The sequence below is a fragment of the Microthrixaceae bacterium genome (assembly GCA_023957975.1).
In the GTDB taxonomy this organism is placed as follows: domain Bacteria; phylum Actinomycetota; class Acidimicrobiia; order Acidimicrobiales; family Microtrichaceae; genus JAMLGM01.
Genome location: JAMLGM010000002.1, coordinates 305,726 through 329,683 on the forward strand (window position 1 = coordinate 305,726; position 23,958 = coordinate 329,683).

General features: G+C 67.2%; 27 protein-coding genes and 1 tRNA gene. 11 read left to right on the forward strand and 17 right to left on the reverse strand.

Annotated elements, in window-relative coordinates; all coding sequences use genetic code 11:
- The first annotated feature begins 79 nt into the window (after positions 1-79).
- Genes M9952_04090 through M9952_04100 form a run of 3 tightly spaced genes read left to right on the forward strand, consistent with a single transcriptional unit; the run spans position 80 to position 3,146 of the window.
- Positions 80-637, forward strand: a complete 558-nt coding sequence (locus tag M9952_04090; protein ID MCO5312102.1) for a LytR C-terminal domain-containing protein — start codon at positions 80-82, stop codon at positions 635-637.
- Between the two features lie 44 nt (positions 638-681).
- Positions 682-1,698 carry a glycerate kinase gene (locus M9952_04095; protein MCO5312103.1) on the forward strand — a complete coding sequence of 339 codons (1,017 nt, stop codon included), beginning with the start codon at positions 682-684 and terminating at the stop codon, positions 1,696-1,698.
- Positions 1,695-3,146, forward strand: a complete 1,452-nt coding sequence (locus M9952_04100) for an amidase (protein MCO5312104.1) — start codon at positions 1,695-1,697, stop codon at positions 3,144-3,146. The genes M9952_04095 and M9952_04100 overlap by 4 nt, the downstream gene beginning before the upstream one ends.
- A 40-nt stretch (positions 3,147-3,186) precedes the next feature.
- Here M9952_04100 and M9952_04105 read toward each other — a convergent pair whose 3' ends face one another.
- Both M9952_04105 and M9952_04110 read right to left on the reverse strand, forming a co-directional pair.
- Positions 3,187-4,620, reverse strand: coding sequence for an RNB domain-containing ribonuclease (locus M9952_04105; GenBank protein MCO5312105.1), 1,434 nt, complete (start codon positions 4,618-4,620; stop codon positions 3,187-3,189).
- Between the two features lie 9 nt (positions 4,621-4,629).
- Positions 4,630-5,394, reverse strand: coding sequence for a dihydropteroate synthase (locus M9952_04110; protein MCO5312106.1), 765 nt, complete (start codon positions 5,392-5,394; stop codon positions 4,630-4,632).
- 39 nt (positions 5,395-5,433) lie between these two features.
- Here M9952_04110 and M9952_04115 point away from each other — a divergent pair, with 39 nt between their 5' ends.
- Together M9952_04115 and M9952_04120 are read left to right on the forward strand one after the other, a co-directional pair.
- Entirely contained in the window at positions 5,434-6,330 is an 897-nt protein-coding gene (locus tag M9952_04115) for a glucosyl-3-phosphoglycerate synthase (protein ID MCO5312107.1), read from the forward strand.
- 92 nt (positions 6,331-6,422) lie between these two features.
- Positions 6,423-6,701 (forward strand): MoaD/ThiS family protein, encoded by a 279-nt coding sequence (locus M9952_04120; GenBank protein ID MCO5312108.1) that lies wholly within the window; start codon positions 6,423-6,425, stop codon positions 6,699-6,701.
- A 38-nt stretch (positions 6,702-6,739) separates the two neighbouring features.
- Here the strand turns inward: M9952_04120 and M9952_04125 are convergent, their stop codons facing one another.
- Positions 6,740-7,345, reverse strand: coding sequence for a hypothetical protein (locus M9952_04125; GenBank protein MCO5312109.1), 606 nt, complete (start codon positions 7,343-7,345; stop codon positions 6,740-6,742).
- Between the two features lie 214 nt (positions 7,346-7,559).
- Here M9952_04125 and groL point away from each other — a divergent pair, with 214 nt between their 5' ends.
- Positions 7,560-9,197: a chaperonin GroEL gene (gene groL / locus M9952_04130; GenBank protein MCO5312110.1), complete on the forward strand. Its 1,638-nt coding sequence runs from the start codon at positions 7,560-7,562 to the stop codon at positions 9,195-9,197.
- 86 nt (positions 9,198-9,283) lie between these two features.
- Positions 9,284-10,099, forward strand: a complete 816-nt coding sequence (locus M9952_04135) for a formate dehydrogenase accessory sulfurtransferase FdhD (protein ID MCO5312111.1) — start codon at positions 9,284-9,286, stop codon at positions 10,097-10,099.
- Positions 10,100-10,145: 46 nt separating this feature from the next.
- Here M9952_04135 and M9952_04140 read toward each other — a convergent pair whose 3' ends face one another.
- The gene (locus M9952_04140) at positions 10,146-11,690 is read right to left on the reverse strand and encodes an HNH endonuclease (GenBank protein ID MCO5312112.1); all 1,545 of its coding nucleotides are present in this window, start codon (positions 11,688-11,690) and stop codon (positions 10,146-10,148) included.
- A 146-nt stretch (positions 11,691-11,836) separates the two neighbouring features.
- Here M9952_04140 and M9952_04145 point away from each other — a divergent pair, with 146 nt between their 5' ends.
- Entirely contained in the window at positions 11,837-12,517 is a 681-nt protein-coding gene (locus M9952_04145) for a chlorite dismutase family protein (GenBank protein MCO5312113.1), read from the forward strand.
- Here M9952_04145 and M9952_04150 read toward each other — a convergent pair.
- The 8 genes from M9952_04150 to orn form a co-directional block, all read right to left on the reverse strand.
- Positions 12,514-13,248: a hypothetical protein gene (locus M9952_04150; GenBank protein ID MCO5312114.1), complete on the reverse strand. Its 735-nt coding sequence runs from the start codon at positions 13,246-13,248 to the stop codon at positions 12,514-12,516. The genes M9952_04145 and M9952_04150 overlap by 4 nt on opposite strands.
- Positions 13,249-13,304: 56 nt before the next feature.
- Complete coding sequence (locus M9952_04155; protein MCO5312115.1) at positions 13,305-14,234, reverse strand: hypothetical protein; 930 nt, start codon at positions 14,232-14,234, stop codon at positions 13,305-13,307.
- 13 nt (positions 14,235-14,247) lie between these two features.
- Entirely contained in the window at positions 14,248-14,844 is a 597-nt protein-coding gene (locus M9952_04160; protein ID MCO5312116.1) for a TlpA family protein disulfide reductase, read from the reverse strand.
- A 259-nt stretch (positions 14,845-15,103) separates the two neighbouring features.
- The gene (locus M9952_04165) at positions 15,104-15,448 is read right to left on the reverse strand and encodes a WhiB family transcriptional regulator (GenBank protein MCO5312117.1); all 345 of its coding nucleotides are present in this window, start codon (positions 15,446-15,448) and stop codon (positions 15,104-15,106) included.
- A 37-nt stretch (positions 15,449-15,485) separates the two neighbouring features.
- Positions 15,486-15,758, reverse strand: a complete 273-nt coding sequence (locus M9952_04170) for a hypothetical protein (GenBank protein MCO5312118.1) — start codon at positions 15,756-15,758, stop codon at positions 15,486-15,488.
- Complete coding sequence (locus M9952_04175) at positions 15,736-15,948, reverse strand: hypothetical protein (GenBank protein ID MCO5312119.1); 213 nt, start codon at positions 15,946-15,948, stop codon at positions 15,736-15,738. The genes M9952_04170 and M9952_04175 overlap by 23 nt, the downstream gene beginning before the upstream one ends.
- Before the next feature lie 164 nt (positions 15,949-16,112).
- Positions 16,113-17,213, reverse strand: coding sequence for an MBL fold metallo-hydrolase (locus M9952_04180; protein ID MCO5312120.1), 1,101 nt, complete (start codon positions 17,211-17,213; stop codon positions 16,113-16,115).
- Positions 17,210-17,761 (reverse strand): oligoribonuclease, encoded by a 552-nt coding sequence (gene orn, locus M9952_04185; GenBank protein MCO5312121.1) that lies wholly within the window; start codon positions 17,759-17,761, stop codon positions 17,210-17,212. The genes M9952_04180 and orn overlap by 4 nt, the downstream gene beginning before the upstream one ends.
- A gap of 63 nt (positions 17,762-17,824) precedes the next feature.
- Here orn and dut point away from each other — a divergent pair, with 63 nt between their 5' ends.
- On the forward strand, positions 17,825-18,262 hold the full coding sequence (gene dut / locus M9952_04190) for a dUTP diphosphatase (GenBank protein ID MCO5312122.1): 438 nt from the start codon (positions 17,825-17,827) through the stop codon (positions 18,260-18,262).
- On the opposite strand, the gene M9952_04195 is transcribed toward dut, so the two are convergent.
- Positions 18,259-19,545: a hypothetical protein gene (locus M9952_04195; protein MCO5312123.1), complete on the reverse strand. Its 1,287-nt coding sequence runs from the start codon at positions 19,543-19,545 to the stop codon at positions 18,259-18,261. The genes dut and M9952_04195 overlap by 4 nt on opposite strands.
- A gap of 95 nt (positions 19,546-19,640) precedes the next feature.
- Here M9952_04195 and M9952_04200 point away from each other — a divergent pair, with 95 nt between their 5' ends.
- Together M9952_04200 and M9952_04205 are read left to right on the forward strand one after the other, a co-directional pair.
- Positions 19,641-20,825 carry a glycosyltransferase gene (locus M9952_04200; protein ID MCO5312124.1) on the forward strand — a complete coding sequence of 395 codons (1,185 nt, stop codon included), beginning with the start codon at positions 19,641-19,643 and terminating at the stop codon, positions 20,823-20,825.
- Positions 20,826-20,862: 37 nt separating this feature from the next.
- The gene (locus M9952_04205) at positions 20,863-21,468 is read left to right on the forward strand and encodes a hypothetical protein (GenBank protein ID MCO5312125.1); all 606 of its coding nucleotides are present in this window, start codon (positions 20,863-20,865) and stop codon (positions 21,466-21,468) included.
- Here the strand turns inward: M9952_04205 and M9952_04210 are convergent.
- From M9952_04210 to M9952_04225, 4 genes are all read right to left on the reverse strand, one after another.
- The gene (locus tag M9952_04210) at positions 21,390-22,226 is read right to left on the reverse strand and encodes a DUF3097 domain-containing protein (protein MCO5312126.1); all 837 of its coding nucleotides are present in this window, start codon (positions 22,224-22,226) and stop codon (positions 21,390-21,392) included. The genes M9952_04205 and M9952_04210 overlap by 79 nt on opposite strands.
- A gap of 51 nt (positions 22,227-22,277) precedes the next feature.
- Positions 22,278-23,087 (reverse strand): peroxide stress protein YaaA, encoded by an 810-nt coding sequence (yaaA, locus tag M9952_04215; GenBank protein ID MCO5312127.1) that lies wholly within the window; start codon positions 23,085-23,087, stop codon positions 22,278-22,280.
- Positions 23,088-23,102: 15 nt separating this feature from the next.
- Positions 23,103-23,176, reverse strand: a tRNA-Lys gene (locus tag M9952_04220).
- 66 nt (positions 23,177-23,242) lie between these two features.
- Positions 23,243-23,716, reverse strand: a complete 474-nt coding sequence (locus tag M9952_04225; GenBank protein ID MCO5312128.1) for a hypothetical protein — start codon at positions 23,714-23,716, stop codon at positions 23,243-23,245.
- Positions 23,717-23,958: the final 242 nt, after the last annotated feature.

Genomic DNA, 23,958 nt, shown 5'->3' on the forward strand with positions numbered 1-23,958 from the left:
CCCGGTCGACGGGGCCGCGGCGGCTAGGGTTTGACGCAGTTGACCGTTGCGTCCGACGCCGATTCCCCGAGGAGTACGAATGGCGACTCAGCAGCGACGCCGCCCGGCACGTGCGCACCAGACTCCACAGAATTCCACGCAGCTGGGGGTGATCCTCGTCGTCGTCGCAGTGGTGGTGGCCTTGCTGTTGTTCACCGTGGGCGGTGGTTCGGATTCCTCCGATGACGATCTCACGGCGGCGGACCAGGTGCAGCAGGGCGCGACGACCACGAGCACGCCGGAGGTCGAAACCGTGACGACCACCCCGCCGGCAGCACTCAAGTTGGTCGTGGCCAACGGTTCGAGTGTGAAGGGTCGAGCCGGAGCGACGGCGGAGCGCTTCAACGGTTTGGGATATGCGGCGTCAGCGGTCGACGGGACCTCGACGGCGACCACGGTGATCTATTACGTCGAAGGCATGGAGGCCGACGGGGTTGCCGTCGCTGGTGTGATGGGGTTCGGCCCCGACCGCACGGCGCTGATGCCCGCCGCCCAACCCCTTCAGACCCCGGACCCCGCAGCACAGGTGATCGTGTTGATCGGCCCCGACTTCGATCCGGGCACCGCCGCATGGGGCGCGGCGACCGCGACGAACTGATCGTCGGCGACGCGGGCTGAGTCGACCGGTAGCCGTTCGACCTCATGCGAGTCGTCATCGCCCCCGACAAGTTCCGCTCGACAGCGACCGCAGCGCAGGTTGCGGCGTCGATCGAGGCGGCCGTGGTCGCCTGCGGTCACGAGGCGGTGCTCAAGCCGTTGGCCGACGGTGGTGAAGGCACCCTCGACGCGCTCGGCGGGTCGAACCGGGTGACGGTGGTGTCGGGGCCGCTCGGAGACGATGTCGCGGCACGGTGGCGCCTCGACGGTCGCACCGCCTGGATCGAGATGGCCCAGGCGGCCGGATTGGCGCTCGTCGGTGGGGCCGACCGAAACGATGCGGTCGCCGCGTCGAGCGTCGGGGTCGGAGAGCTCATCACCGCCGCGCTCGAGGCGGGAGCGACACGCATCGTGGTGTGTGTCGGCGGGTCGGCGACGACCGACGGCGGCTTCGGAGCGGTCCGCGAACTGCTGGTCGGTCGGCTCAGCGGGGTCGAGCTCACCGTCGCGTGTGACGTGCGGACCACCTTCGTCGACGCGGCGAGGCGGTTCGCTCCACAAAAGGGCGCGAGCGCGGCCGAGGTACGGCTGCTCGAACGGCGCCTGGAACGCCTCGCCGGCCTCTACGCCGACGAGTATGGCGTCGATGTTCGAGACATGGTCGGCAGCGGGGCGGCCGGCGGGCTGGCGGGCGGCCTGGCGGCGGTGGGGGCGACGCTCGTGAGCGGATTCGAGGTGGTCGCCGAGGAGGTCGCGTTGGACGAGGCGCTGGTCGGCGCCGACCTGATCGTGACCGGCGAAGGGTTCGTGGACGAGGGCTCGTTCGATGGCAAGGTCGTCGGTGGCGTCCTGCAGTGGGCCGCCCAGGCCGGGGTCCCGGTGTTGATCGTCGCCGGGGAGGTGTTCGACGACGCGCTCGTCCGTGCCCGCGCCATCACCCCCGATGTCGAGGTCATCGACCTCGTGGAGACCGTGGGGCGCCAGCGCGCGATGACCGAGACCGGCGCGGCGATCACCGACGCCGTCATCGACTGGCTCGGTGGATCTACGATGCCGCGATGAACCCGTTTGCCGCGCTCGATGCCACCGACCAGGCCCGTCTCGTGAAACGCCGCGAGGTGTCGCCGACGGAGCTGGTCACCGCTGCGATCGAGGCGGTCGAAGCGGTGAATCCGACGTTGAACGCGGTGATCCATGAGCGGTTCGAACGTGCCCTGGGCGAGGCGGCGAACATGTCGCGGACGGCTCCGTTTGCGGGGGTTCCGATCGTCTTGAAGGACCTCGACGGCACGTTGGCCGACGAGCCGTATCACGCCGGCACCAAGCACCTGCGGCTTCACGGCTATCGGGCCAACGCGACGAGCGAACTGTTCGCACGGCTGCAGGCGGCGGGGTTCATCGTCATCGCCAAGACCAACACTCCGGAGTTCGGCCTGGTTCCGACGACCGAGCCAGAGTCCTACGGCCCGACACGGAACCCGTGGAATCGTTCGCACTCGACCGGGGGGTCCTCGGGCGGGTCGGCGGCGGCCGTGGCCTCGGGAATGGTGGCGGTGGGCCACGCCGGCGATGGCGGCGGCTCGATTCGAATTCCGGCGAGCGAATGCGGCCTCGTCGGACTCAAACCGACGCGTGGTCGCATCCCCCTCGGTCCGGTCGAAACCGAGGCCTGGGGAGGTCTGGTCGCCCGATTGGTGCTCACCCGTTCGGTGCGCGACACCGCAGCGATCCTCGATGCCGTCAGCGCCCCGCGCCTCGGCGAGGTCTACGGAGCCCCGCAGCCCGAGCGGCCCTATGTGGCCGAGTTGAACGTCGCCCACCGCCAGCTTCGAATCGGCTACACGACCCAGAGCGCCGACGGAACCCCCACCGACCCCGAGGTCGCGGCCTCGATCGAGCGCACCGCCCAGGTGTTGGCATCGTTGGGCCACCATGTCACCGAGGCGGCGCCGCGCCAGATCGGCGACGAAGCGTTCTTCGCCGAGCTGTCGGGGCACTTCCTCGGGTTGTTTCCGGTCTGGACGGCGCAGTCGGTGGACGAGCTGGAATCCCTCACCGGCGTGGCCGCCACCCCCGAAACGGTCGAACCGGCGACGTGGGCGTTGGCCGAGGCGGGGCGTGCGATCAGCGGGGTCGACTTCGCCAACTCGATGCATCGACTTCGCCAGCGCTGCGGTGAGATCGAACAGTGGTGGGCCGAGGGGTTCGACCTGTTGTTGACCGCGACGATTCCCGAGTTGCCTCCGACCCTCGGACAGTTCGGCGCGACCGAGGACAACCCGTTGAACGGGATCTTCCGGGCGACCCCGATCGTGGCGAACACGATGCCGTTCAACATGACCGGCCAACCGGCGATGTCGGTGCCGGCGACGCCGTCGAGCAGCGGGTTGCCGATCGGTGCGCAACTCATCGCTGCGTTCGGGCGCGACGATCTGGCCGTGCGCGTCGCCGCTGAACTCGAGGTCGCACAGCCCTGGGCGGATCGGCGTCCCGAGGTGTGGGCCGGCTGAGCACGTGTCGGCCGGTTGAGCACGTGTCGGCCGGCTGAGCTCAGACCGGGCGAAAACGCATGACCGGCCCATCGAGGGAGGCCGCTTCGAGCCGGACGCGCACGTCGTGGCCGATCGGTAGCTCGGCGTCGACCGAGGCGATCACCGCCGGGTGCCGCAGCTGCAACGTGGCCGAGCCCCGGGCCGAGGAGATCACCATCGCATCGAAGGTGTGGCCGACCAGATGCAACATCGCGGCCGCCTCCGCCAGATCGATCGAGGCCTTGGTGACCCGCGACGCAACCTGCATGGTGCGCCCCATCGTCGAGGGGATCTCGCCGATCGCCTCCCGCAGTCGCGGCGACGGCTCCTCGCCGGCGGCTGCGGCGAGCACGCACTCGTTCGCGAACCGATCGACGAGACGCCGCAGTGGAGCGGTCACGTGGGCGTACGGAGCGGCGATCGCCGCGTGCTCGTGGGCGTATGGGTCGCCGTCGAGGTTCGACAGCCCATCGGTGAACGCGAGATAGCTCGACCCGCGCAGCGTCCGTCCGGCCAGGTTCATGAGGGCGGCGCCTTCGGCGGTACGGGGGTTGAGGGTGCGCACCCACTCGGGATAGCTCATCGAGTCGGGCCAATCGGCGCCGAGCGAACGGGCACTGAGCCTCAGCGAGTCGAACACCGAAGGGTCTGCTCTGGGAAGGGTTCGCAGGATGCCGAACCCTGCGTCGATCATGAGTTGCGCCGCGGCCCGCCCGGTGGCGAGAGACAGCTGCGCGTTGAAGGACTCGACGTCGAGCGCGGCGTCGTAGCGCAGTTCGTAATGACCGTCGACGAGGGTGACCGACTGTTCGGGGAGTTCGAGGCTGACTCCGCCGCGGGCTTGTTCGGCGTCGATCAGCGCCTCGCCGAGGCGACGGAGGAGGACGAACTGCTCATCGGGGGAACCCGAGTCGAGTTCGCGCTGCACGTGTTCGTACGTGAGCGCTCGCCGGTTGCGCACGAGGCAACGCTCGACGTCGATGGCGGTGGTGATGCCCGCCGAGTCGATGCGGAGATCCCACACGATCGCCGGCCGGTCGACTCCTTCGAGCAGACTCGCCGCTCCCTCGCTGAGCGTCGGTGGGTGGAGGGGGATCCGCCGGTCGGGGGAGTAGATGGTCGTGCCGCGTTGGCGGGCTTCGACATCGATTGCATCATCGAGGTCGACCCACGAACCCATGTCCGCGACCGCGTAGTGCAGCCGAAACCCGTCGCCGTCGGAGGCGATGTGGAATGCCTGGTCGAGGTCGCGGGCTCCGGGCGGGTCGATCGAGGAGAACTCGAGGTCTCGGCGGTCGAGGTGGGAGTCGAAAAAGTCGCTCGGCCGCTGCGCTCTGGTGGCGGCGAGTTCGAGGACCTCGGCAGGGAACGCGTCGCGTACCCCGACCTCCTCGCGCAGCGCGGCGAACTCGGTGTTGAGCGAGTCGGTGATGTGTTGGCGCGGTCCGAGCATGGAGTCGGTTCAGGCGTTCGGTGTGGCGGATCCGACCACGGAGGCCTCGACGCTGCGGATGTGCGCGGGATAGTGCGCCCGGCCGTAGTCGGGCCTCCTGGCCAGCACGATTTCGAGGAGCTCGTCGTGTTGGGCCGTGCGCTTCCACGGCAATGGGATGTACAGCGGCAGGTCGAAGACCCGGAGTCGTTCGAGGTTCGAATACACGTGCTTCTGGTAGTGGTAACGGTCTTCCCACTCCCACCCGTGCGGTCCGAAACCCGTGCCGGGGTCCAGCAGGCAACGTGAGCGCACCCCGAAACGATCGGCGGTCGCGAGGCGTTCGGTGAAGTAGGCGATCATGGCGTCGATCGGGTCGCCGTCGACGTGTCGCAGCTCGAGCGGGTTGGGACCGTTCATGAACGGCACGACGACCGCCGCTTCGAATGTGGCCGCCAGTTCCCAGAAGGTGTCGTTCTGCATCCCGTTGGCGGCGTTGATGGTGTTGGCCCCGGCCTCGAGCGCCCGTCGAACGACCTCGGGACGCCAGCTGTCGATCGACACGTCGCTGGTGCGTTCGAGGGCCGCGGCGATCACCGGCTCGACGCGGGTCCACTCGGTTTTCCAGTCCGCTAGGATCGCACGATCAGTGCTGCCTTGTCCGCCGATATCGACGCCCTGTGCGCCGTCGACAAGCAGTGTGTCGATGCGAGTACGTGCCTCCGCTTCGTCACGAACGTACGAATCTGTATTCAGTGAGTCGGACGAGCAATTGACGACACCGAAAAGCATCATGGCGGCGACCCTACCAGCGGGCCGAACGGGGACCCTCCGATGACGGGGGCTCCACAACGGCTTTCGCACGACCGCGCCGAGGTCGTGCGCCGAGTGATCTCGCGCAAGGGCGAGACCAGGGTGTCGGTGTGTCTGCCGTGCCGCAACGAGGCCGATTCGGTCGGCGAGGTCGTCCGGGCGCTGTTGCGTGAGGACAACGCCCGTGACCTCATCGACGAGTTGATCGTGATCGACGACGGCTCCACCGACGACTCGGCGCGACTCGCCGAGGCCGCGGGTGCGACCGTGGTGGCGATTTCGCAGATCCACGATCGGTACGGGGCGGGTCGCGGCAAGGGCAACGTGTTGTGGGCGTCGATGCTGGCGAGCACCGGCGAGCTGGTGGTGTGGATCGACGCGGACGTTCGCACGGTCGACCTGAGCTGGGTTGCCGGACTCGTCGAGCCGATGTTGGAAGATCCCCAGGTAGCGCTGGTCAAGGCGACCTATCACCGTCCCCAGGATGAGGGCGGCGGGGGGCGCACGACCGAGTTGGTCATTCGGCCGCTCATGTCGTTGCTCGCCTCCGAGCTCGCCTGGCTGGCCCAGCCGCTGTCGGGCGAGGTGGGGGTGCGGCGTTCGATGATCGAAGCCGTCCCGTTCGCGCAGGGGTGGGGAGTGGAGATCGCGATGATCCTCGATGTCGCCGACACCTTTGGGCCGGGGGCGCTGGCGCAGGCGGATCTCGGTGAGCGTCGCCACCGTCACCACGACCTGCTCGACCTGCGCCTGCAGGCGACCGAGGTGATGGCGACGTTCCTGTCGCGCCGCAGCGTCGAGTTGCCCGACGACGATCCGGCGTTGGTCACCCCCGATGGTGAACGACGGCTGCTGAACCTGGCCGAGCGCCCACCGATTCGATCGGTCCGGGACGCGTCGGATCAGCTCCGGCCCTGAGGGCGGGAATGTCGGCCGGTCCCGGTTGGTTGGGACGGTCACCGCGATCGCTTTAGGATCGACGGCTGCCCACCACCGAAGGATTCCACACGATGAGCGTTACCGTTCGCATCCCGACCACTCTGCGCACCCTGACCGGCGGTGCGAACAAGGTGAGCGTCGACGGCTCCACCGTCGCCGAGGTGCTCGCGAACCTCGATGCGGCGCACCCCGGCTTTGCCACCCGCATCCTCGACGAGGACGGCAACATCGCACGGTTCGTCAACGTGTTCGTGTCCGACGACGACGTGCGTTTCATGGACGGCGTGAACACCGAGGTGCCCGACGGCGGTGAGGTGTCGATCATCCCGGCGGTCGCCGGCGGCTGCTGAGGCTGCAGTGTTAGGGCTGCAGTGCTGAGGCTGCAGTGTTAGGGCTGCAGTGACGAGGCGATCGCGCTGAGCCGCACCTCGCAGCTGCGCAGTCGCAGCTCCGAGTACTCCTCCGCTTCGCTGGCGCCGGCTGCGGAGCCGGCTGCGGAGCCGGCTGCGGAGCCGGCTGCGGCGACGGCCTCGGGCGCGACGAATCCGGGGGTCGAGGAGATCGCGACGCGGATCTGTTCGAGGGCCGATTCGCACGCGACGAGCCGTTCCCAACTGTCGCGATCGAGGGTTGCGGCTTCCACCGCCGCCTCCGGTGTGGTGGTGGCGGCCGGACCGAGGGCCACGTCGACTGTGCTGTCGGCGGTACCCGGCTTGCCACTCAGGTCATCGGTGGTCATCGTGACCGCGGCGAGAAGGGCCACGATCGAGGCGACGGTGACGACCGACATGCGCACGCTGACGCTCGGTCGAGCGCCGCTCACGCAGTCCGCCAACAGGCCGACGGTGATGACGGCGAGCGGGATCGGCACCCAGTGCCACCCGCCGAAGATCAAATGGCTGGCACCGGCCAGGACGACGGCTCCGATCAGCGCCATGCCGGTCGGTGTTCGAAGCAGGCGTGCCCACGATCGGTCGGACGTTGAGTCGGCCACGTCGTTCATGTCGTCCTATCGGCCGTTGTCGGGAGGTCGTGAGCCAATCCTGAGGGTGAGGCGCGGGCGTGGAGCAGGGGTGGTTAGCACTCGACCGGTACGAGTGCTAAAACAATCAGCACTCGTACCGGTCGAGTGCTGATTTCGGGGCCACGGTCTCGATCCGCCCGCCGGTCGTCCACTCCCGACTCATCACCACAAGGATTGAGCAGACATGGCAAAGCAGATCACGTTCGACGACGAGGCGCGTCGCAAGCTCGAGGCCGGCATGAACACGCTCGCGGATGCCGTGCGCGTCACGCTTGGCCCCAAGGGTCGCAACGTCGTGCTCGACAAGAAGTGGGGCGCCCCCACGATCACCAACGACGGCGTTTCGATCGCCAAGGAAATCGAGCTGGAAGACCCGCTCGAGAACATGGGCGCCGCGCTCGTCAAGGAAGTCGCCAAGAAGACCGACGACGTCGCTGGCGACGGCACCACGACAGCGACGGTGCTCGCCTGGTCGATGGTGCGCGAAGGCCTCCGCAACCTCGCCGCCGGTGCCAACCCGATGTCGGTCAAGCGGGGCATCGAGGCCGCCGTGGCCGCTGCGGTCGAAAAGATCGTCGAGGTGTCTATCGAGGTTGAGACCGAGGAGCAGTTCGCCCAGGTCGCCTCCATCTCGTCGGCCGACAGCGAGATCGGCGCGCTCATCGCCGAAGCCATCACCAAGGTCGGCAAGGACGGCGTGATCACCGTCGAGGAATCCAACACCTTCGGTATGGGCCTCGATTTCGTCGAAGGCATGCGCTTCGACAAGGGCTACATCGCTCCCTACATGGTCACCGACGCAGAGCGCATGGAAGCGGTGCTCGAGTCGCCCTACATCTTGTTCGTGTCGTCGAAGATCTCGGCGATCCGCGACCTGGTTCCCGTCCTCGAAAAGGTGATGCAGACCGGCAAGCCGTTGCTCATCATCGCCGAGGACGTCGAAGGCGAGGCCCTCGCCACGCTCGTGGTCAACAAGATCCGCGGCACCTTCAATTCGGTTGCCGTCAAGGCGCCGGGCTTCGGCGACCGCCGTAAGGCCATGCTCGCCGACATGGCGATCCTCACCGGCGGCCAGGTCATCAGCGAAGAGGTGGGCCTCAAGCTCGACACCGCCGATCTCGCCCTGCTCGGCCAGGCCGAACGAGTCGTCATCACCAAGGACGAGACCACCATCATCTCCGGCGCCGGCGACTCCGACGAGATCGCCGGTCGTGTCGCTCAGATCAAGGGTGAGATCGACAACACCGATTCCGACTATGACCGCGAGAAGCTCCAGGAGCGCCTCGCCAAGCTCAGCGGCGGTGTCGCGGTGCTCAAGGTCGGCGCGGCGACCGAGGTGGAACTCAAGGAGAAGAAGCACCGCATCGAAGACGCGGTGTCCACCACCAAGGCTGCGATCGAAGAGGGCGTGGTGGCCGGCGGCGGCGTCACCCTGCTTCGTGCCCAGGAAGCCGTGAACAAGGTCGTCGAGTCCCTCGAAGGCGACGAGGCGACCGGTGCACGCATCATCGCCAAGGCGCTCGAAGGCCCGCTCACCCAGATCGCGGAGAACGCCGGCCTCGACGGCGGCGTCGTGGTCAACGCGGTGCGCAACCTGTCGAACCCGGCCGAGGGCCTCAACGCGGCCACCGGGGAGTACGTCAACCTGGTGGATGCCGGCATCATCGATGCTGCGAAGGTGACCCGTTCCGGCCTGCAGAACGCCGCCTCGATCGCGGCGCTGTTCCTCACGACGATGGCGGTCATCACCGACATCCCCGAGCCAGCAGCGCTCAGCATGCCAGGCGGTGGCATGGGCGACATGGGCGGCATGGGCTTCTAAGCCACCAGCGATCCTCGCTCACGGGTCCCTCACGGCGTGTGCCGTGGGGGACCCGTCGCGTTATGCGACCGACGTACGCTGGGAATATGGCTCGACGACGTTTCGTGCGCACGATGGCGCTGCGACACCACGACGGGGCCTCGACGCGCCAGCCCGTTCAGGTGGTCGTCGAGGAGCCGATGGAGATCCGTCTCGACGGGCACCCCGTCTCCACGACGATGCGCACCCCCGGCCACGACTTCGAATTGGCGGTCGGGTTCTGTCACGGCGAAGGCCTCCTCGGCGGGGCGGCGGTGCAGTCGGTTCGCTACTGCGGAACTGGCTCGGCGGTGCAGACGGGGTTCAACGTCGTCAGCGTGGCCACCGGCGGGTGGGCCCCGGAACCGGCGACCGAGTCGGCGACCGAGCAGAACTCCAACGGTTGTGGCCTCTCGGGTTCGGGGGCGGTCGAGTCGCTGAGCGAGCGGCTCGACCCGCTGGTGGCGACTCCGTTCGACATCGCGCTGCTCGAACGCATTGAACACCGGGCCGAGCGGGAGCGCACGCTGCTGGCCGAGACGGATGGAAGCGACTCGGCGGCGGTGTTTGGTGTTCGCGACGGCCGGGTTTTGGTGGTGCGCGAAGACATCGACCTCGGCAACGCCGTCGACAAGGTCGTCGGTCGGCTGCTGCTCGACGGCAGGCTTCCTGCGCTCATCGCCGGGGGCGAGCCGCTCGGGCTGTGGGTTTCGGGGCGGTTGGGTTTCGAGTTGGCACGACGGGCGTGGGCCGGCGGTTTCGTGGTCCTGGCCGCAGGGGGCGCCGCGAGCTCATTGGCGTTGGAGGTGGCCGAACGAGCCAACCTCACGTTGGTCAGCTTTGCGAGGGGTGCGACGGCGACGGTCTACCCAGCGGCCCGGTAGTTGCGGGCGCGAGCTCATGGCGCTGTGAGCTCATGGCGCTGTGAGGTCATAGGTAGTGCGGGGTGTTGGTGATGGTCGTTCCGTCGGGGCTAACGGCTCGGTGTCGTTCGTTCGGGGCGCCCGATATGACCGCCCCGCCGCGGTGGTGAAGCGAGTGGTGGAACCGGCAGAGATGGGTGAGATTGGCGGGGTCGGTGGGGCCCTCATCGTTGAAATGGACGATGTGGTGCACGTCGCAGCCAACCGTGTCGCGTTCGCATCCGGGGAACCTGCACCCGCGGTCGCGATATGAAAGAACTCGCCGCAAGATGTCGGGGGCGAGGCGACGCGTCTGCCCGTAGGAAAGTGGTGTGCCGTTTCGGGTGAAGGTGGGCGTGACATCAGCGTCGGCGAGCAGGGCCCAGAGGGTCTCGTCGGTGATGTCGAGGTTGGTTTCGGTGTGCGCGGGACCGGAAACATCGGGTTCGCCGTGTCGTTCGCTGAACAGCCGCGCGAGACCTTCATCGGCTCGGTTGAGCTTGTCCAAGTCGATGTGGACGTAGACCCCGGCGCGCCCGGGTCGTGTGATTCCGGCAGCGGCGATCAACGCATCGCGAAACGCCGAGGCCCTGCGTTCGGGCATCGTCGGTCCGCGTTCGGCCTCGCCAGCACCGGCCTCGCCAGCTCCAGAGTCGCCAGCACCAGCCTCCGGCTCAGCCGCAGTCGCGTGCTCAGGCCCGGCAGTGGTTTCGCTGGGCGTTGTGTCGTTGGGCGGGGTGCTGTTGGGCGACGTGTCGTTGGTGTTGTCGCGGGCCTGCCGGTTGATGAGGTCGTGAAGGATCGTTGCCACGATCGCCCCGTCGTCGGCGGTGAGGTCGCCGTTGAGGTGCCAACGTCCGTTGAACGTCCGCGACAGCGAGATACGCGAGGGTTCCGCGTTCGGGTCGCTGGGGCCGTCCTGGTCGAGTCGGTCGCGGATGGAGCGACAGAAGCGTTCGAACTGGTTGAGTGAGCATCGAGATGCGGTGCCGAGCAGCAGCGGTTCGATGTCGCGAACTGCGTCGATGGCTGCGTCGAGACGCTCACCCGTATACCTGTCGGGGATGATCGATGAGATCGCGTCGACGTGGCCGAGTGTGATGTCGCCGGCTTCGAACGAGGCGCGTACCTGCTCGTAGCGTTCGGTGGTGAGCCCGGCACGGAGCAGTCGTTGAGCGTCGCGGCGGGTCAGGCCATGGTGCAACGCGACCCAGTAGGCGATGGTGGTGACCCCGTCGCGATGATGGACCTGCTCGGATGCGGCGACCCCGACCGCGGCGACGTGGAGCCGTTGGGCGGCGTGGGCGAGCCGGGCAGCGGCGACGGAAAGTTTGGCAGCGATCGACTCCCGACATCCCGTCGGCAAGGAGCTGTTCACGGTCTCCATCATCCGCAGGGAGGCAAACACGTCGGCGGCAAGGTCGGCAGCTTGCGCGGTGAGTGCATCGCAGGAGCCGACGGCGTCGGCGAGCGGACCCCAACCGCCCGAAGGGTCGCTGATCTCGTCGGGGCGGATCGAATCTGGGTTCATCGAATCTGGGTTGTGTTGGGAGGCCCCGTCGCGCTCGAACATGGTACGAGAATATCGAACAACAGTACGATCAGCAAGCGAAAACGAGGAAAAACAAAACAAATGTTCGACTTAAAGGTGGGGCCCGTCCCAGGCCAGCCCACGCTGCGCACCGAGCCGGCGGCGGCGCTCACGTAGGCTCAAGGCCTATGGAACCTTCCACTCCCTCGGTCGGCCTGTGTGTGTCTCATCTGTTCTGGATGTCGTCGCCGCTGGCGGACGCCGACGCCGCGCTCGAGGCCATCGCCACGCTTGAAGCGGGCGACGACCAAGTCGTCACCGTGTCGATGCTCGGACACAAGTCCGACCTGTGCACCCTCGTGCTCTCCCGGGATTTGTGGCGGATTCGAGCGTTCCAAACGGCGATGGCTGCGGCTGGGTTCGATCTCGTCGACAGCTACCAGTCCGTCACCGAAACCTCCGAGTACGCCACCCACGTCCCCGAGGAAGCCAAGCAGGCGCGCCTGTATCCACAGTTGCCGATCGTCGGCAAGGACGTCTTTTGCTTCTATCCGATGTCGAAGCGTCGAAATGTGGGAGCCAACTGGTATGCGCTCGACTACGACGAGCGGATGCGGCTGATGATGGAGCACGGCAAGAGCGGGCGAAGCTTCGCCGGACGGGTCACCCAACTCATCACGGGCTCCACCGGCCTCGACGACTACGAGTGGGGTGTCACCCTGTTTTGCGTGCATGTGGATGACGTCAAGGAGATCGTCTACACGATGCGGTATGACGAGGCCTCGGCCCAGTACGGCGAGTTCGGCACCTTCTACATCGGCACGGTTGCCTCGCCCGCAGAGGTGCTCGACAGCCTTGGGGTCGGTTAGGCGGTCGGGGTGAAGGCGTCGATCTGACGGCGCTCACCGGTGGCGTCGGTCAGGGAGATGCTTCGCGGCCACACCCAGTCCTTGCCGCCGTGGCCGTGGATCTGCACGCCGCAACAGACCGCGACGTTGTGGTCCTTCCAGATCTCCTGTGCGTCGATCGCTGCCCAGAGGTCGACTTCGGTCGCGTCGAGCGCGGCGACGGTCAGGTCGACGAGCGAGTCGGGCTTGTGGCCATCGACGACGAGGCGCAGGGCGAGCTTGGTCGCTTCGAAGTCGTCGAGGTCGACCTCGTTCGGGATGGTGCCTCGTTGTGACATGTCGTAGATCGCGGTGAGTGCGCCGCAGGTGGACGTGGGGGAGTCCTGCCCCTCGCGCACGGTCATGCCGACGGTGCCGTCATCTTCGATGCCGATGTGGGGAAGTCCGAACACCAGCAGGCTTCCGCGTCCGCTCGTGTACGGAATATGAGCGAACGCCGCCCCCCACCCGGTCGCGCCCAGTGCCGGAACTCCGCCGAGGCCGGCGAGGGTGAAGGCCGGACCCCACTGCTCCTGGACCCGGGCGAAAAAGTTCGTGGTGAGTTCGTCGCGGCAGATGCTGACGAGCGGCAACGTGGTCTCCGGATCGAATCCGACCGCCCCCAACGACGACCGAACGGTGTCGAGATAGTCGGCTGCGGGAATCGAGCCGGGGAACGCTGCTTGCATGGCGGTACGAAATTCGAGTGTCATCAAATATCCAGTCTGAACCCGTGGCACGCGCCGGCGCCAAGCGGGCCGATCAATCGTCACGAAGCGGGGGACGAGTCGCCCGCGTCGGTTTCGGGTGGGGTCGCGTGGCGCAACACCAGCGAAATGCTCAAAGCAGCGAGGACGACGATGGCGACGATGACACCGATTCGTACTTCGCCGGTGTTGTGAATGAACTCGGCAACCCAGTCACGCCAAGACGTCACCAGACGCCCGAGGCTGTTGTCGGGCGTGGCTCCGGTGAGAATTCGAGCCTCGTACCAGCCGAAGTAGATCGCGACGAACCCGGAGATGATCAACAGCACGCCGCTCAGACGGGTCATGTGGGGGATCAGTGAGCGCAGCCGGTTGATGATTCCGACTTTGGCGAAGGTCACCGCCAACGTGAGAACACCGATGATGACTCCCATGCCGAGTGCGTACATCAACAGGGTCATGAACCCGTCGAGGAGGTTGTGTTGCCGAAACGTGGTGGTGACCGCAGCGATGAACGGGCCGATCGCACAACTCAACGAGGCGACGCCGTAGCTGACCCCGAAGATGAAGGCGCTCAACGCCGATTGTGACCCCGACGAGGTGGACATTTTCGGGATGCGAACGACCGGAACGAACCCGAAGAGCATCGCTACCCCGAGGACGACGAGCGCGACCCCGACCCCGACCACGACCCATGGCAACCGGTGTCCGATCGCTGAGGACACCGAGGTCCACACCACCCCGATGAGTCCGAACACCAGGACGAACCCTGCCGTCATTGCGGCGCTGACCGAGAGTGCTCGAATGACGGGCTGAGGTCCGCTCCGTGACGGCGCATCGGTGCCGGTGCCGGTGGCGGCGGATTCGGGGCCCGTTGCGGATTCGAGGCCGAGGTAATAGGAGAGGTAGGCGGGCAACAGGGCGAACCCACACGGGTTGATGGCGGCCACCATCCCGGCGGAGAAGGCAAAGGTGAGTGCCGCTCCGTTCATGTGAGCCGACGCTTCATCGTGCGTCGTCGATCATGGCTCGCAGCTCGGCCTCGTCGCGAAGCGCAGCGCTTTTCATCGCGGTCACCCGGCCTTCGGCATCCAACACGACGGTGTGGGGCATCGCGGTGCCGGCGAATTTGCCGAGCACCTCGTGGGTTTCGTCGCGTGTCTGCAGATAGGTGACGCCGGTTCGCTCGATCATCTCGGCGCCGAGCGATGCCGCTTCGAACACGTCGACTCCGACGAAATTCACCTCGTCTCCGAGGTCGTTGTACACCGATTCGATCATCGGCATCTCGGTGACACAGGGGACACAGGTCGACGCCCAGAAGTTGATGACCGTCGGCTTTCCGATGAAGGTTGAACTCGAAACGGTCGTGCCGTCGAAGGTGGTCAACTCCACCACCGGAGCCGGTTCGCCAACCTTGGCAACGCCGGTTTCGAGCTTCGTGACGAGATCGGCTGGTGAGATGGTCGCCGAGTCGCGGGCCGCCGGGCGCACGACGAAAACCCACGTCACCAAGAGCGCGACGCTCATCGACACCATCGTCGAGATCAGAACGAGGCGCACGGTTGAGCGGGGGCGGCGTGAAACGTCGGGCGCGGTCACGCATCAACGGTACCCAGGGTGTTCTCGTAGCGAGGAATCGGACCTGTGAATCGTGTCGGAGCCACCCGGCGTTCGGGTGCCGGGCCCGGACGCGTCACCGCCCACGGCCGGGAGGGGAGCCGTGGGCGGTTCGCGATCTGGCCGATCCGCCACCGTCCGGCGGGGTCTGACGGGACCCCTCGCCACAACTGCTCCGGCTCGTCGAGCGTCACCGGTGCGTGTGGGGTCGTGGACTGTGGCGGAGGTGCAGCGGGTGAGATCAGGCCGGCTGCAGGTGGCGGAGGTGTTCGGGGAACGGGATCTGAGGCATCTGGTCCTCAGGGCGTGGAGTCTTCGGGGGTCGCCCTCGCCGACGCTTGGTCATCACGACCTTTCCGGCGACGATCAACTGCCCTCCCCAGACGCCCCACTGCTCTTGACGGGCAAGTGCGGTGTCGAGGCACTCGGAGATGACGGGGCAGGTGGAGCAGATCGTTTTGGCGGCGATGATGTCGGACAGATCATCGGAGAAGAAGAGTCGAGCGGTACCCGGGGTGGCAGCGGCGCACGCGGCGTCGAGGTGCCAGGAGGTATCGGGTTCGAGGGTGAGCGGAAGTGCGGACATTTGGGTTCGAATCCTTTCGCCAGGTTCCCCTGGCAGGTCAGGTGCTACGTAGCTGGGCGTCGTGGCGGCGCTTGGCCGCACCGGCGGTCGAGGTGGTCGACGTGGTCGTGGTGAGCGTGGTGAGATGGGGATTCGAGGTGGGATACATGGGATGTCCTTCTGGGTGTTGGTAGGGGTGTGGGAGTGGGCGGGCGGTGGCTGCGGTGAAGGTGTCGTGAAACGCCGAACGGGCCGCTGGAGTGTTCCAGGCGGCCCGTTCGGAGAATCTTGTTTCGCTGTCGAGTGCGTTACTCGATGCGGTGATCCTCAAGGGCCGACAGATTGCACTTGGTCGCATAGGCGGCGCAGGTGGCAATGCGGGTCGCCGGAGTGGCGATGGCTGCGGTGCCCGACTGCCAACCGTGGCGCACAGCACGGCAGGCGAGATGCGACACCCGAACATGCGCGCGCGACGAAGTCGTGGCTTCGCCGGTCATGCTGTTGTTCGTTGCGGTGCGCATTGCCGTGCGTCCTTCGGGCCCTGAGGTGGGTTCAGCGGTGGGTTCAGCGTTGGCTGAATGTGGGTTCCAGTATGGCGGAGTTCGCTGCGAAACCGGTGTCAAGGGCACCACACCGCTGCGGAACCCGTCAAACGAATTTCGCAGAAGATTCCAAAAGTCCGGTCTCACACGGTGATTTCGTAGACCGGGAACCCGTCGCGGTGGTGGCGGGTTGCCCGGCCGACATTCACGAGATGTTCGAGGTGGGCGTAGGTCTCCGATTCGGCCATCGACCCCCACGAGCGTTCGGCGAACAGCTCGCGTGAAAAGGCCTCGACCGTGGCGATGCCGAGGGTTGCGCCGATGCGTTCGATGCGTTCGAGGCGATCGATGTGGTGACGTTCGATGGCGTCGACCCTGCCGACCAGGTCGGTGAAGGGGTGCCCGTGGGCCGGCAGGGTGAGCGTGATGTCGGGAAGGGTGCGCACGAGATCGAGAGCGTTGAAGAATTCGGCGAGGGCGTCGGTGTGGGAACGCAGGCCGGAGATGTGGGGAGTGATCGTCGGCAGGACGTGATCTCCGCTGAACAAGATGCCCTCGGCCAGATCGACCAGGCACAGGTGATCACCGGTATGGCCGGGGGTGTGCACCGCCACCCATTCGCGACGCCCCAAGCGAATGACGTCGTCGTGGTCGAGCCGGACGTTGGGCTCGTTGTGGATGAAGCCCCAGCGGGTATCGGCATCCCAGGAGCGAACCACCTCGATCTCGGCGCGGCTCGGCATCGGAACCGAACCGCCCCACGGGGCGCGCAACGCTCCGAGGTCGGGGATGGGGCCGTCGCCGAGCACCGCCTGTTCAAGCGCGCCGCGAAGCTGCTCGAAGCTCGCGCCCGGTGCGGCATCGGCGAGTTGGAGTTCGGTGTCGTCGTCGCCGTCGAAGTGGGTGGCGAAATGCCGGTGGGCGACGATGTCGGCCTCGTTGGTGTAGCGGAGGCGCCCGGCCCCGCCGAAGTGGTCGGGGTGGCTGTGGGTGACAAAGACCGTGTGGATCCGGCTGGTCGGCGCGCCGATCTGTGCGAAGCGTTGCTCAAGTGCGGCAGCGGTTGCCGGGTCGGGAAAGCCGGGGTCGATGACGGTGAAGCCGCGCTCGTCTTCGAGGGCGTAACAGTTCACGTGGCCGAGGCCGGGCAGGTTGATCGGCAGTTGCAGACGGTAGATACCCTCGGCGACAGCGGTGACCTCCTCCGATGCCGGGAGCCGCTCCTGGCGCTCGATCTCGGTCATAGGTTCGGCTCGGTTGCCGCGGCGAAAACGTTGTCTCGCCAGTACTTCAGTTCGGCGACGCTTTCTCGAATGTCGTCCATCGCCCGGTGGGCGGTCGCCTTGTGTGGCGCCGCCGCGAGCGCCTCGGGATACCACCGGCGGGCGAGTTCCTTGATGGTGGACACGTCGACCGAGCGGTAGTGGAGATGGTTCTCGATCTGTGGGAGATAGGCGTTGAGGAAGCGTCGGTCCATGCCGATCGAGTTGCCGCACAGCGGAACGCTGCGTGGCTGAGGGGCGTGTTCCTTGATGAACGCCAGGGTTTCGGCGCCGGCCTGTTCGAGGGTGATCTCCGACGAGCGGATGGCGTCGAGCAGGCCGCTGGAGGTGTGCATGTTGAGCACGACCTTGTCCATGTTCGCGAGCGCTTCGGGCGGCTGGTGGATCACCAGATCCGGTCCTTCGGCGACGATGTTGAGGTCGTCGTCGGTGATCAGGGTCGCGATCTCCACGATGACGTCGGTTCGGTCGTCGAGTCCGGTCATCTCCAGGTCCATCCACACGAGCATGGGCTGGAGGCTACCGGCACCGGTTAAGAATCGCCGTTCCGGCGCTCGGGTAGGGTCGTCGCCGTGGAAATTCCGTTGATGCGTGTCGACCCGTCCATCGAGGTGCCTGAGGCGGCGAAGCCTGGCGATGCCGGCGTCGACCTTCGTTCGACCATCGACGTGGTCATCGCCCCGGGAGGGCACCGCGAGTTGGTGCCGACCGGCGTCGCCATCGCGATTCCCGACGGGTATGCGGGGTTCGTTCAGCCTCGCAGCGGGTTGGCCCTCAAGCACGGGGTGACCGTGTTGAACACCCCGGGCCTCATCGATTCGGGGTACCGCGGCGAGTTGAAGGTGGTGCTGGTCAACACCGACCCCTCCGAACCGTTCCACGTCGTGCGCGGAGAGCGCATCGCCCAGTTGGTGATTCAGGCGGTCGAACGTCCGGTGTTTGTGGAAGTGGCTTCGCTCGACGACACCGACCGGGGCACCGGAGGGTTCGGTCACACCGGACGCGGTTAGCGGGTCGGGACGATCTCGAACCGTTCCGGACTGCCCTGGCCCGTGCCGCCCGGAGTCCAACCGACGAGGACCGGGCGCGGGTCGTCGAGCGATCCGTCCCACTCGATACCGGTGATCAGGCGCTCGCCGATACCGCTGCCCCCGTTCACGTAGCGGTCCCAACGGCCGCCGAAACGTGAGCCGGGCCCCTGCATCGGGACATGGGTGTGGCCGAGGATCAGCCATGTGTCGAGCAGGCGTTCGCGGCGCATCGACGCGAACAGCAGTTCCTCGTCGAGCGAGTCGTAGTCGGTGGTGGCACCGATGAGCGGGTGCAGTTCGATGAGGCGATCGCGTGGGCCCTCGGCGCGAAGGCGTTCGGCAACCCCGGCGGGCGGCAATCCCTCGGGCAGGGTGAGGCCCGGGGTGTCGATGATCGTGTTGCCCAACCAGGTCGAGAACTTGCCCAGGCGGTCGCGTCCGGGAGCGTTCCAGCCGTCGGTGTGGTGCCCGTGGGCGATGAGCGCCGTCATCGTGCCGTGCTCGTCGTCGAGGGTGATGAAGTCGGCCAGCGGGAACGGTCCGAGCCGATCGGTGAGCACTCGGGCGACCTCGTGGTGATGCAGCGGGTCGTCGTGGTTGCCGACCGTGCGCAGGTATCGACCGTCCGCAGCGAAGCGCGATGCGATCACCGAGTAGATCTCGTCGTTGTTGTCGATGATCGCGGCCAGGTATTGCCGATAGAGCGCGGTGCTCAGGCGGTCGTCGCCGAGCGCCCCTCCGAGGAGCCGCAGTGCGTCATAGGTCGCGCCAAGCGTCGACCCGCCGACCATCCAGAAGTCTTCGACGTCGCCGTTCTCGCACAAGGTCCAGCCGTCGTCGGCGTAGCGGCGCAGCACCTCCGCATAGAGCGACTTGGTGCCCTGGCGTCGGGGCCAGTCGAGACGCCCGGGGACGCACCGATGCAGGTCGGAGAAGATGACGATGCGTTCGCTGTGGGGACGGCGCACGACGACGTCGGCGCCGGTGCTCGGCGTCCGGCCACGCGAGATGCTCGACACGGCGGTCGGAAACTCGCGGATGTCTCGCTTGGCTCGCCGGTGGTGGGTGTTCGCGACGAACAGGGCGAACGGAACCCACAGCGGTGCGCCGACTGCGAGGACGAGGAATTTGAGCAATGCCCACAGTGTGGCGAGTGCGCCGATTCGCGCAGACTGGTCGTGGGCGCGCCGTCGGTCGATGGCCTTGGCCCACCGCAGGATCGATTCGATACGTTCGTCGAGGGGTTCAGCGGCCAACGCCATGGTCTCAGTGTCGCGCTCGCGGACGTGGCGCACCGGAATCGGCGCCTCCTCTGGCACACTGTCGAGCGCCCCGCCCGCCGATCACGGAGTGTTCCATGAGTGCCAGTCCACGTCGCCGTGACCAGGTGGGAACCGACTCGGTTCGCACCGTCGTCTACTACACCGACGCCGCGCAGATCGGCGGGGCGGAGACGGTGGCACGCACGCTGCTCGCCGAGTTGGACGATCGGTTCGAGGTCACCATCGTCGGGTCGGACGCGTCGGTCGTCGACCACATCGCAGCCGTGCGACCGTCGGCGAACACGGTGCTGGTGCCGCCGATCACCGATCGCCGCGACGTCGCGGCGATGGTGAAGTTGCGCCGAGTGCTGCGGGCGCTGCGACCCGACATCTTCCACGCGAATCTGAGCGAGGGATCCTCGTGTCAGTACGGCCTGCTCGTGGCACTGTCGATTCCGGGCCTGCGAGTCGTCGCCACCGAAAACTCTCCGATGGGGGTCCGTTCGGGGTTATCGCGCCGGATCAAGCGGTTCTCGGCTCCGAGGTTCGATGCGCACATCGGGGTAGGCCGTCGGGCCGCGGCACTGGTCGAGGCCGACGTCGGGTTGGCTTCGGGGGCCGTGGAGGTGATCCCGAACGCGGTGCCGGTGGTCGAACACCGCTCGCCGGCCCACCGTGCGCCGGCAGGGAGCGACAGCCCCGTGCGCATCGTGGCGATCTCCCGGTTCGATCCGGTCAAGGGCCTCGACGTTCTGTTCGACGCGGTGGCGCTGCTCGACCGGGGCTCGCTTTCGCCGTTCGAGGTCGTCGTGATCGGCGACGGACCACAACGCGGCGAACTCGAGGCGCACATCGATCGTCTTGGCATTCGCGACCTCGTCACGCTGGTCGGGTGGGTCGACGACGCCCGACAGGAGCTGGTCGATTTCGATCTGTTCGTTTTGCCGTCGCGCCTCGAAGGCCTGCCCATGTCGCTGCTCGAGGCCATGCACGCCAGGGTGGCGGTGGTCGCCACCGACGTCGGCAGCGTGCGCGAGGTGTTGGACTCCGACGCGGTGGGCGTCGTCGTCGCCCCGGGGGATGCACCGGCGTTGGCCGAGGCCATCGGCGCGTTGATCGACGACGGGCAGCGTCGGCACGGCCTTGCCGCCGCCGGGCAGGCCCGTGCGCTCGAGCAGTACACGAGCGCCGTGAACGTCGCCGCCTACGCCGCGGTGTATGACCGGGTGATGGCCGAGCCGACTCATCGGCTGCGCGGTCGCCCGAACGCTCGAGGCTGAGCCCTCAATCCCGCGGTCGTCGTGCCGATGGGAGCCCATGGGACGTGACCGCGCCGTAGGGCTCGAGACGCCGATGTGGCTCGCCCACCATCATCGATCGGAACGTCACAAGTGCGTGACCATCGCCGGACGCCACGTGTGTCGCCGGTGCCTCGTGCTGTATCCATTGTCGGTCGGCTTCGCTGTCGCGTCGGTGTTCGGAGCGTTGGCGCAGGGGTGGGACCTGTGGGTGATGTGGCTCGCTCCGATCCCGCTCGTGGTCGACTGGGTCGCCGAACACCTCGGCATCTGGGCCCACTCTCCACGTCGGCAGGTGGCGGTGACCGCACTGGCTTCGTGGCCCTTTGGCATCGCGCTGGCCCGTCACGCGGCGCATCCGTTCGAACTCCATGCGACGGCTGCGATCGCGGTGTACGGGGGGATCTGTGTCGGCGCCTGGCTGGTGTCGACCTATCGCCAGTTGCCACAGGAGGACCCCCGGTGGGAGGAGCGCTTCGAGCGCGACGAGGAGGCCCGCGAGCAGCGATTGCGCGAGCTGATCGGCGTTGGCGAGCTGATCGGGGATCAGTGCTCGGCGGGCTCTGCGACGAAATCGATGAGCTGTTCGACCGCCCCCACCAAGCTGGGGTCGAGGTCTCGGTAGCTGTCCACCTTTGACAACAGCAGCTTCCAGAACTGCCACGGCTCTTCGACCCCGACGGCAGCGCAGATACCCTCTTTCCACGGGGTACCGCGCTCGATGTCGGGCCAGGCCTCGAGGCCGATCCGGCGCGGGTTGACCGCGGCCCAGATGTCGATGAACACGTGACCGCAGATCAAAACGTCGGGATGATCGACGCTGGCGGCGATTCGGGACTCCTTGGAGTTGTCGACGAGGTGATCGACGAGCACGCCGAGGCGCCGGCCGGGGCGCGGCCCGAACGCGGCCACGATCTCGCCGAGGTCGTCGACGCCGTCGATGGGTTGCACGATGATGCCCTCCGACCGCAGATCGTCGCCCCACACCTTTTCGACGAGTTCGGCGTCGTGGGTTCCCTCGACGAGGATGCGGCTGGCTTTCGCGACCTTGGCCGGGGCGTTGCGCGGATCGGCGATCGATCCCGATGCGGTGATGCGCCGCTCGGCGGTTGCCGAGGGGGTGGGTCGGCTCAGTTGGATCGGCCGACCGTCGACGAGGAAGCTGCCGGGGATGTTCCGGTAGCGGTGGTCCTTGCCGTAGTCGTCGCGGATCGTGATGACGTTGTCGCTGTATTCGACGATCGCGCCGACGATGCCGGTGGCCTGATGGGTGACGTCGGTGCCGAGATTCGCCGGAACCTTGGGGTACTGCTTGCGCTTGGACGGCCCGTTGTCGATGTCGTCGAGGCTGGAGAGAATGCCTCGCTGGTGGGGGGAACTCATCGGGGTCGATCGTAACCGTACGGTGCCGCCAGCCCGGTCAGCGCGGCGCGGTCAGCGCGGCGCGATGAGGCTCACCTGCATGACGCCCTTGCGCTCGACCGTCAGCGAGTCGTCGTAGCGGTAACCGAGCGGGTGGTCGAAGTCGGCGAGCCCGCGGTGATCGCACAGCTGGGTGTCGAGGACGTGGCGAACGAGGGCGCCTTTGAGGAGCTTGTTCCAGTGATTGACGACCGAACGCTTGGTCTCGCCGGTGGCGCGGTCGGTCGTCTCGTCGATGAACTTCACCGAGATTCTCGAGCGCATCGACGCTGGGTCCGGCGCCCAGGCCGCCGCGTGTTCGTTGGGGAGCAGGTCCCACACGGTGCGCCCCGCGACCACCGGGGCGAGGGCGTCGGTGAGCGGCTGACGCCAGGTGGTTGCCAACTTTCCGACCCCTGGGAGCGAGGCGCCCATCTTGAGTTTGTAGTCGGGGATCGGATCGGCTGCGGCGACCGCGCCCCAGAGACCCGAAAAGATGATGACCTGCTTGGCAGCCCGGCGTTTCGCCGTCGCCGACAGCGTCGCGAAGTCGAGGGCGTCGTAGAGCACGCCGGTGTACCGTTCGACGGCCCGTAGCGTCGGCGAGACCATCACGTTGCGGTTGGCGGTGCGTGCCGCTTCGAGCGCCGCGCCCTTGACCCCGAGCAGTTTGGCGGCCTTCGCGTCGTCGGCCATGGCGTCGCTCAGCGCAGCTGCAACTCGAACCCGGAGGGGGTCGAGTTCGTCGAATGACAACGATGCCTCGGAAAAAGCGGGGCCCGTTCCGCCGGCCGACTTGCCTTCCGAGGGGGGCAACAGAATGAGGGGAGCCTTGGACGTCATGGTCGGGTGTGTCGGTGCCCCCACTCGGATTCGAACCGAGGACCAATGGATTAAAAGTCCACTGCGCTAACCAGCTGCGCCATAGGGGCGCGACGACAGTACCAGGCTGGACCCGCAGCGGTGAAGGCGTGACGCGGTGGGTCGGCGGCTGAAGGTCAACGGGTGAGGGTGACGGTGCGGACGCCGTCGCGGTGAGCCCAGGTGGCGCTCAGGCGATGCCTGGCGACGGCGTCGGCGAGGAGCGCGTCGGCGATGGCCTGCGGTGCGGGCTTGCCGTCGAGCAGGAGGGGCTCGGGGACCTCGATGTTCGATGACTCGCCGGGACCCAACCGTTCGGCCGCCAGGTCGATGAGGGCGATAACCGACCCGACCTCGGCCGGGTCGGGCTCGGGGCCTGTCGCGGTGTCGGCCGTCGTGCCGGTCGCGGCGTCGGCGGGGTCGGCCGTGGTCTCCTCCCCCCGCAGCCCGGCTCCCTTGCGGTTCATGCGCCGAAACACGATCAGGGTCGACGGCGCAACGATCGCGAGCGCGATGAGGAAGAACGTCACCAACTCTGAGAATCGGTCGCTCGTCGTGACGTCGGTTGCGGACTGCGCTGCCGACACGGCGACGGCGGACATGGCGAACATCTCGCGGGATCCTACCCAGAGGTGTGGGCGGTTCGGGGGTGTCCTACGCTGGGCGACGTGCAGGATCAGCCCATCATCGACGAAGCACTCCTCGAGCGCCTCGAGCGTGAACTTGCCGACGCCGCCGACACGCTCGAACAGGTCGAGCGGATCGTTGCCAGCGAGCTCACCGGTGCCGAGTCGGCCGCAGCGATTCGCGGGCTCCTCGACGACGGACGTTTCGCCGTGCAGGAGCCCACTGA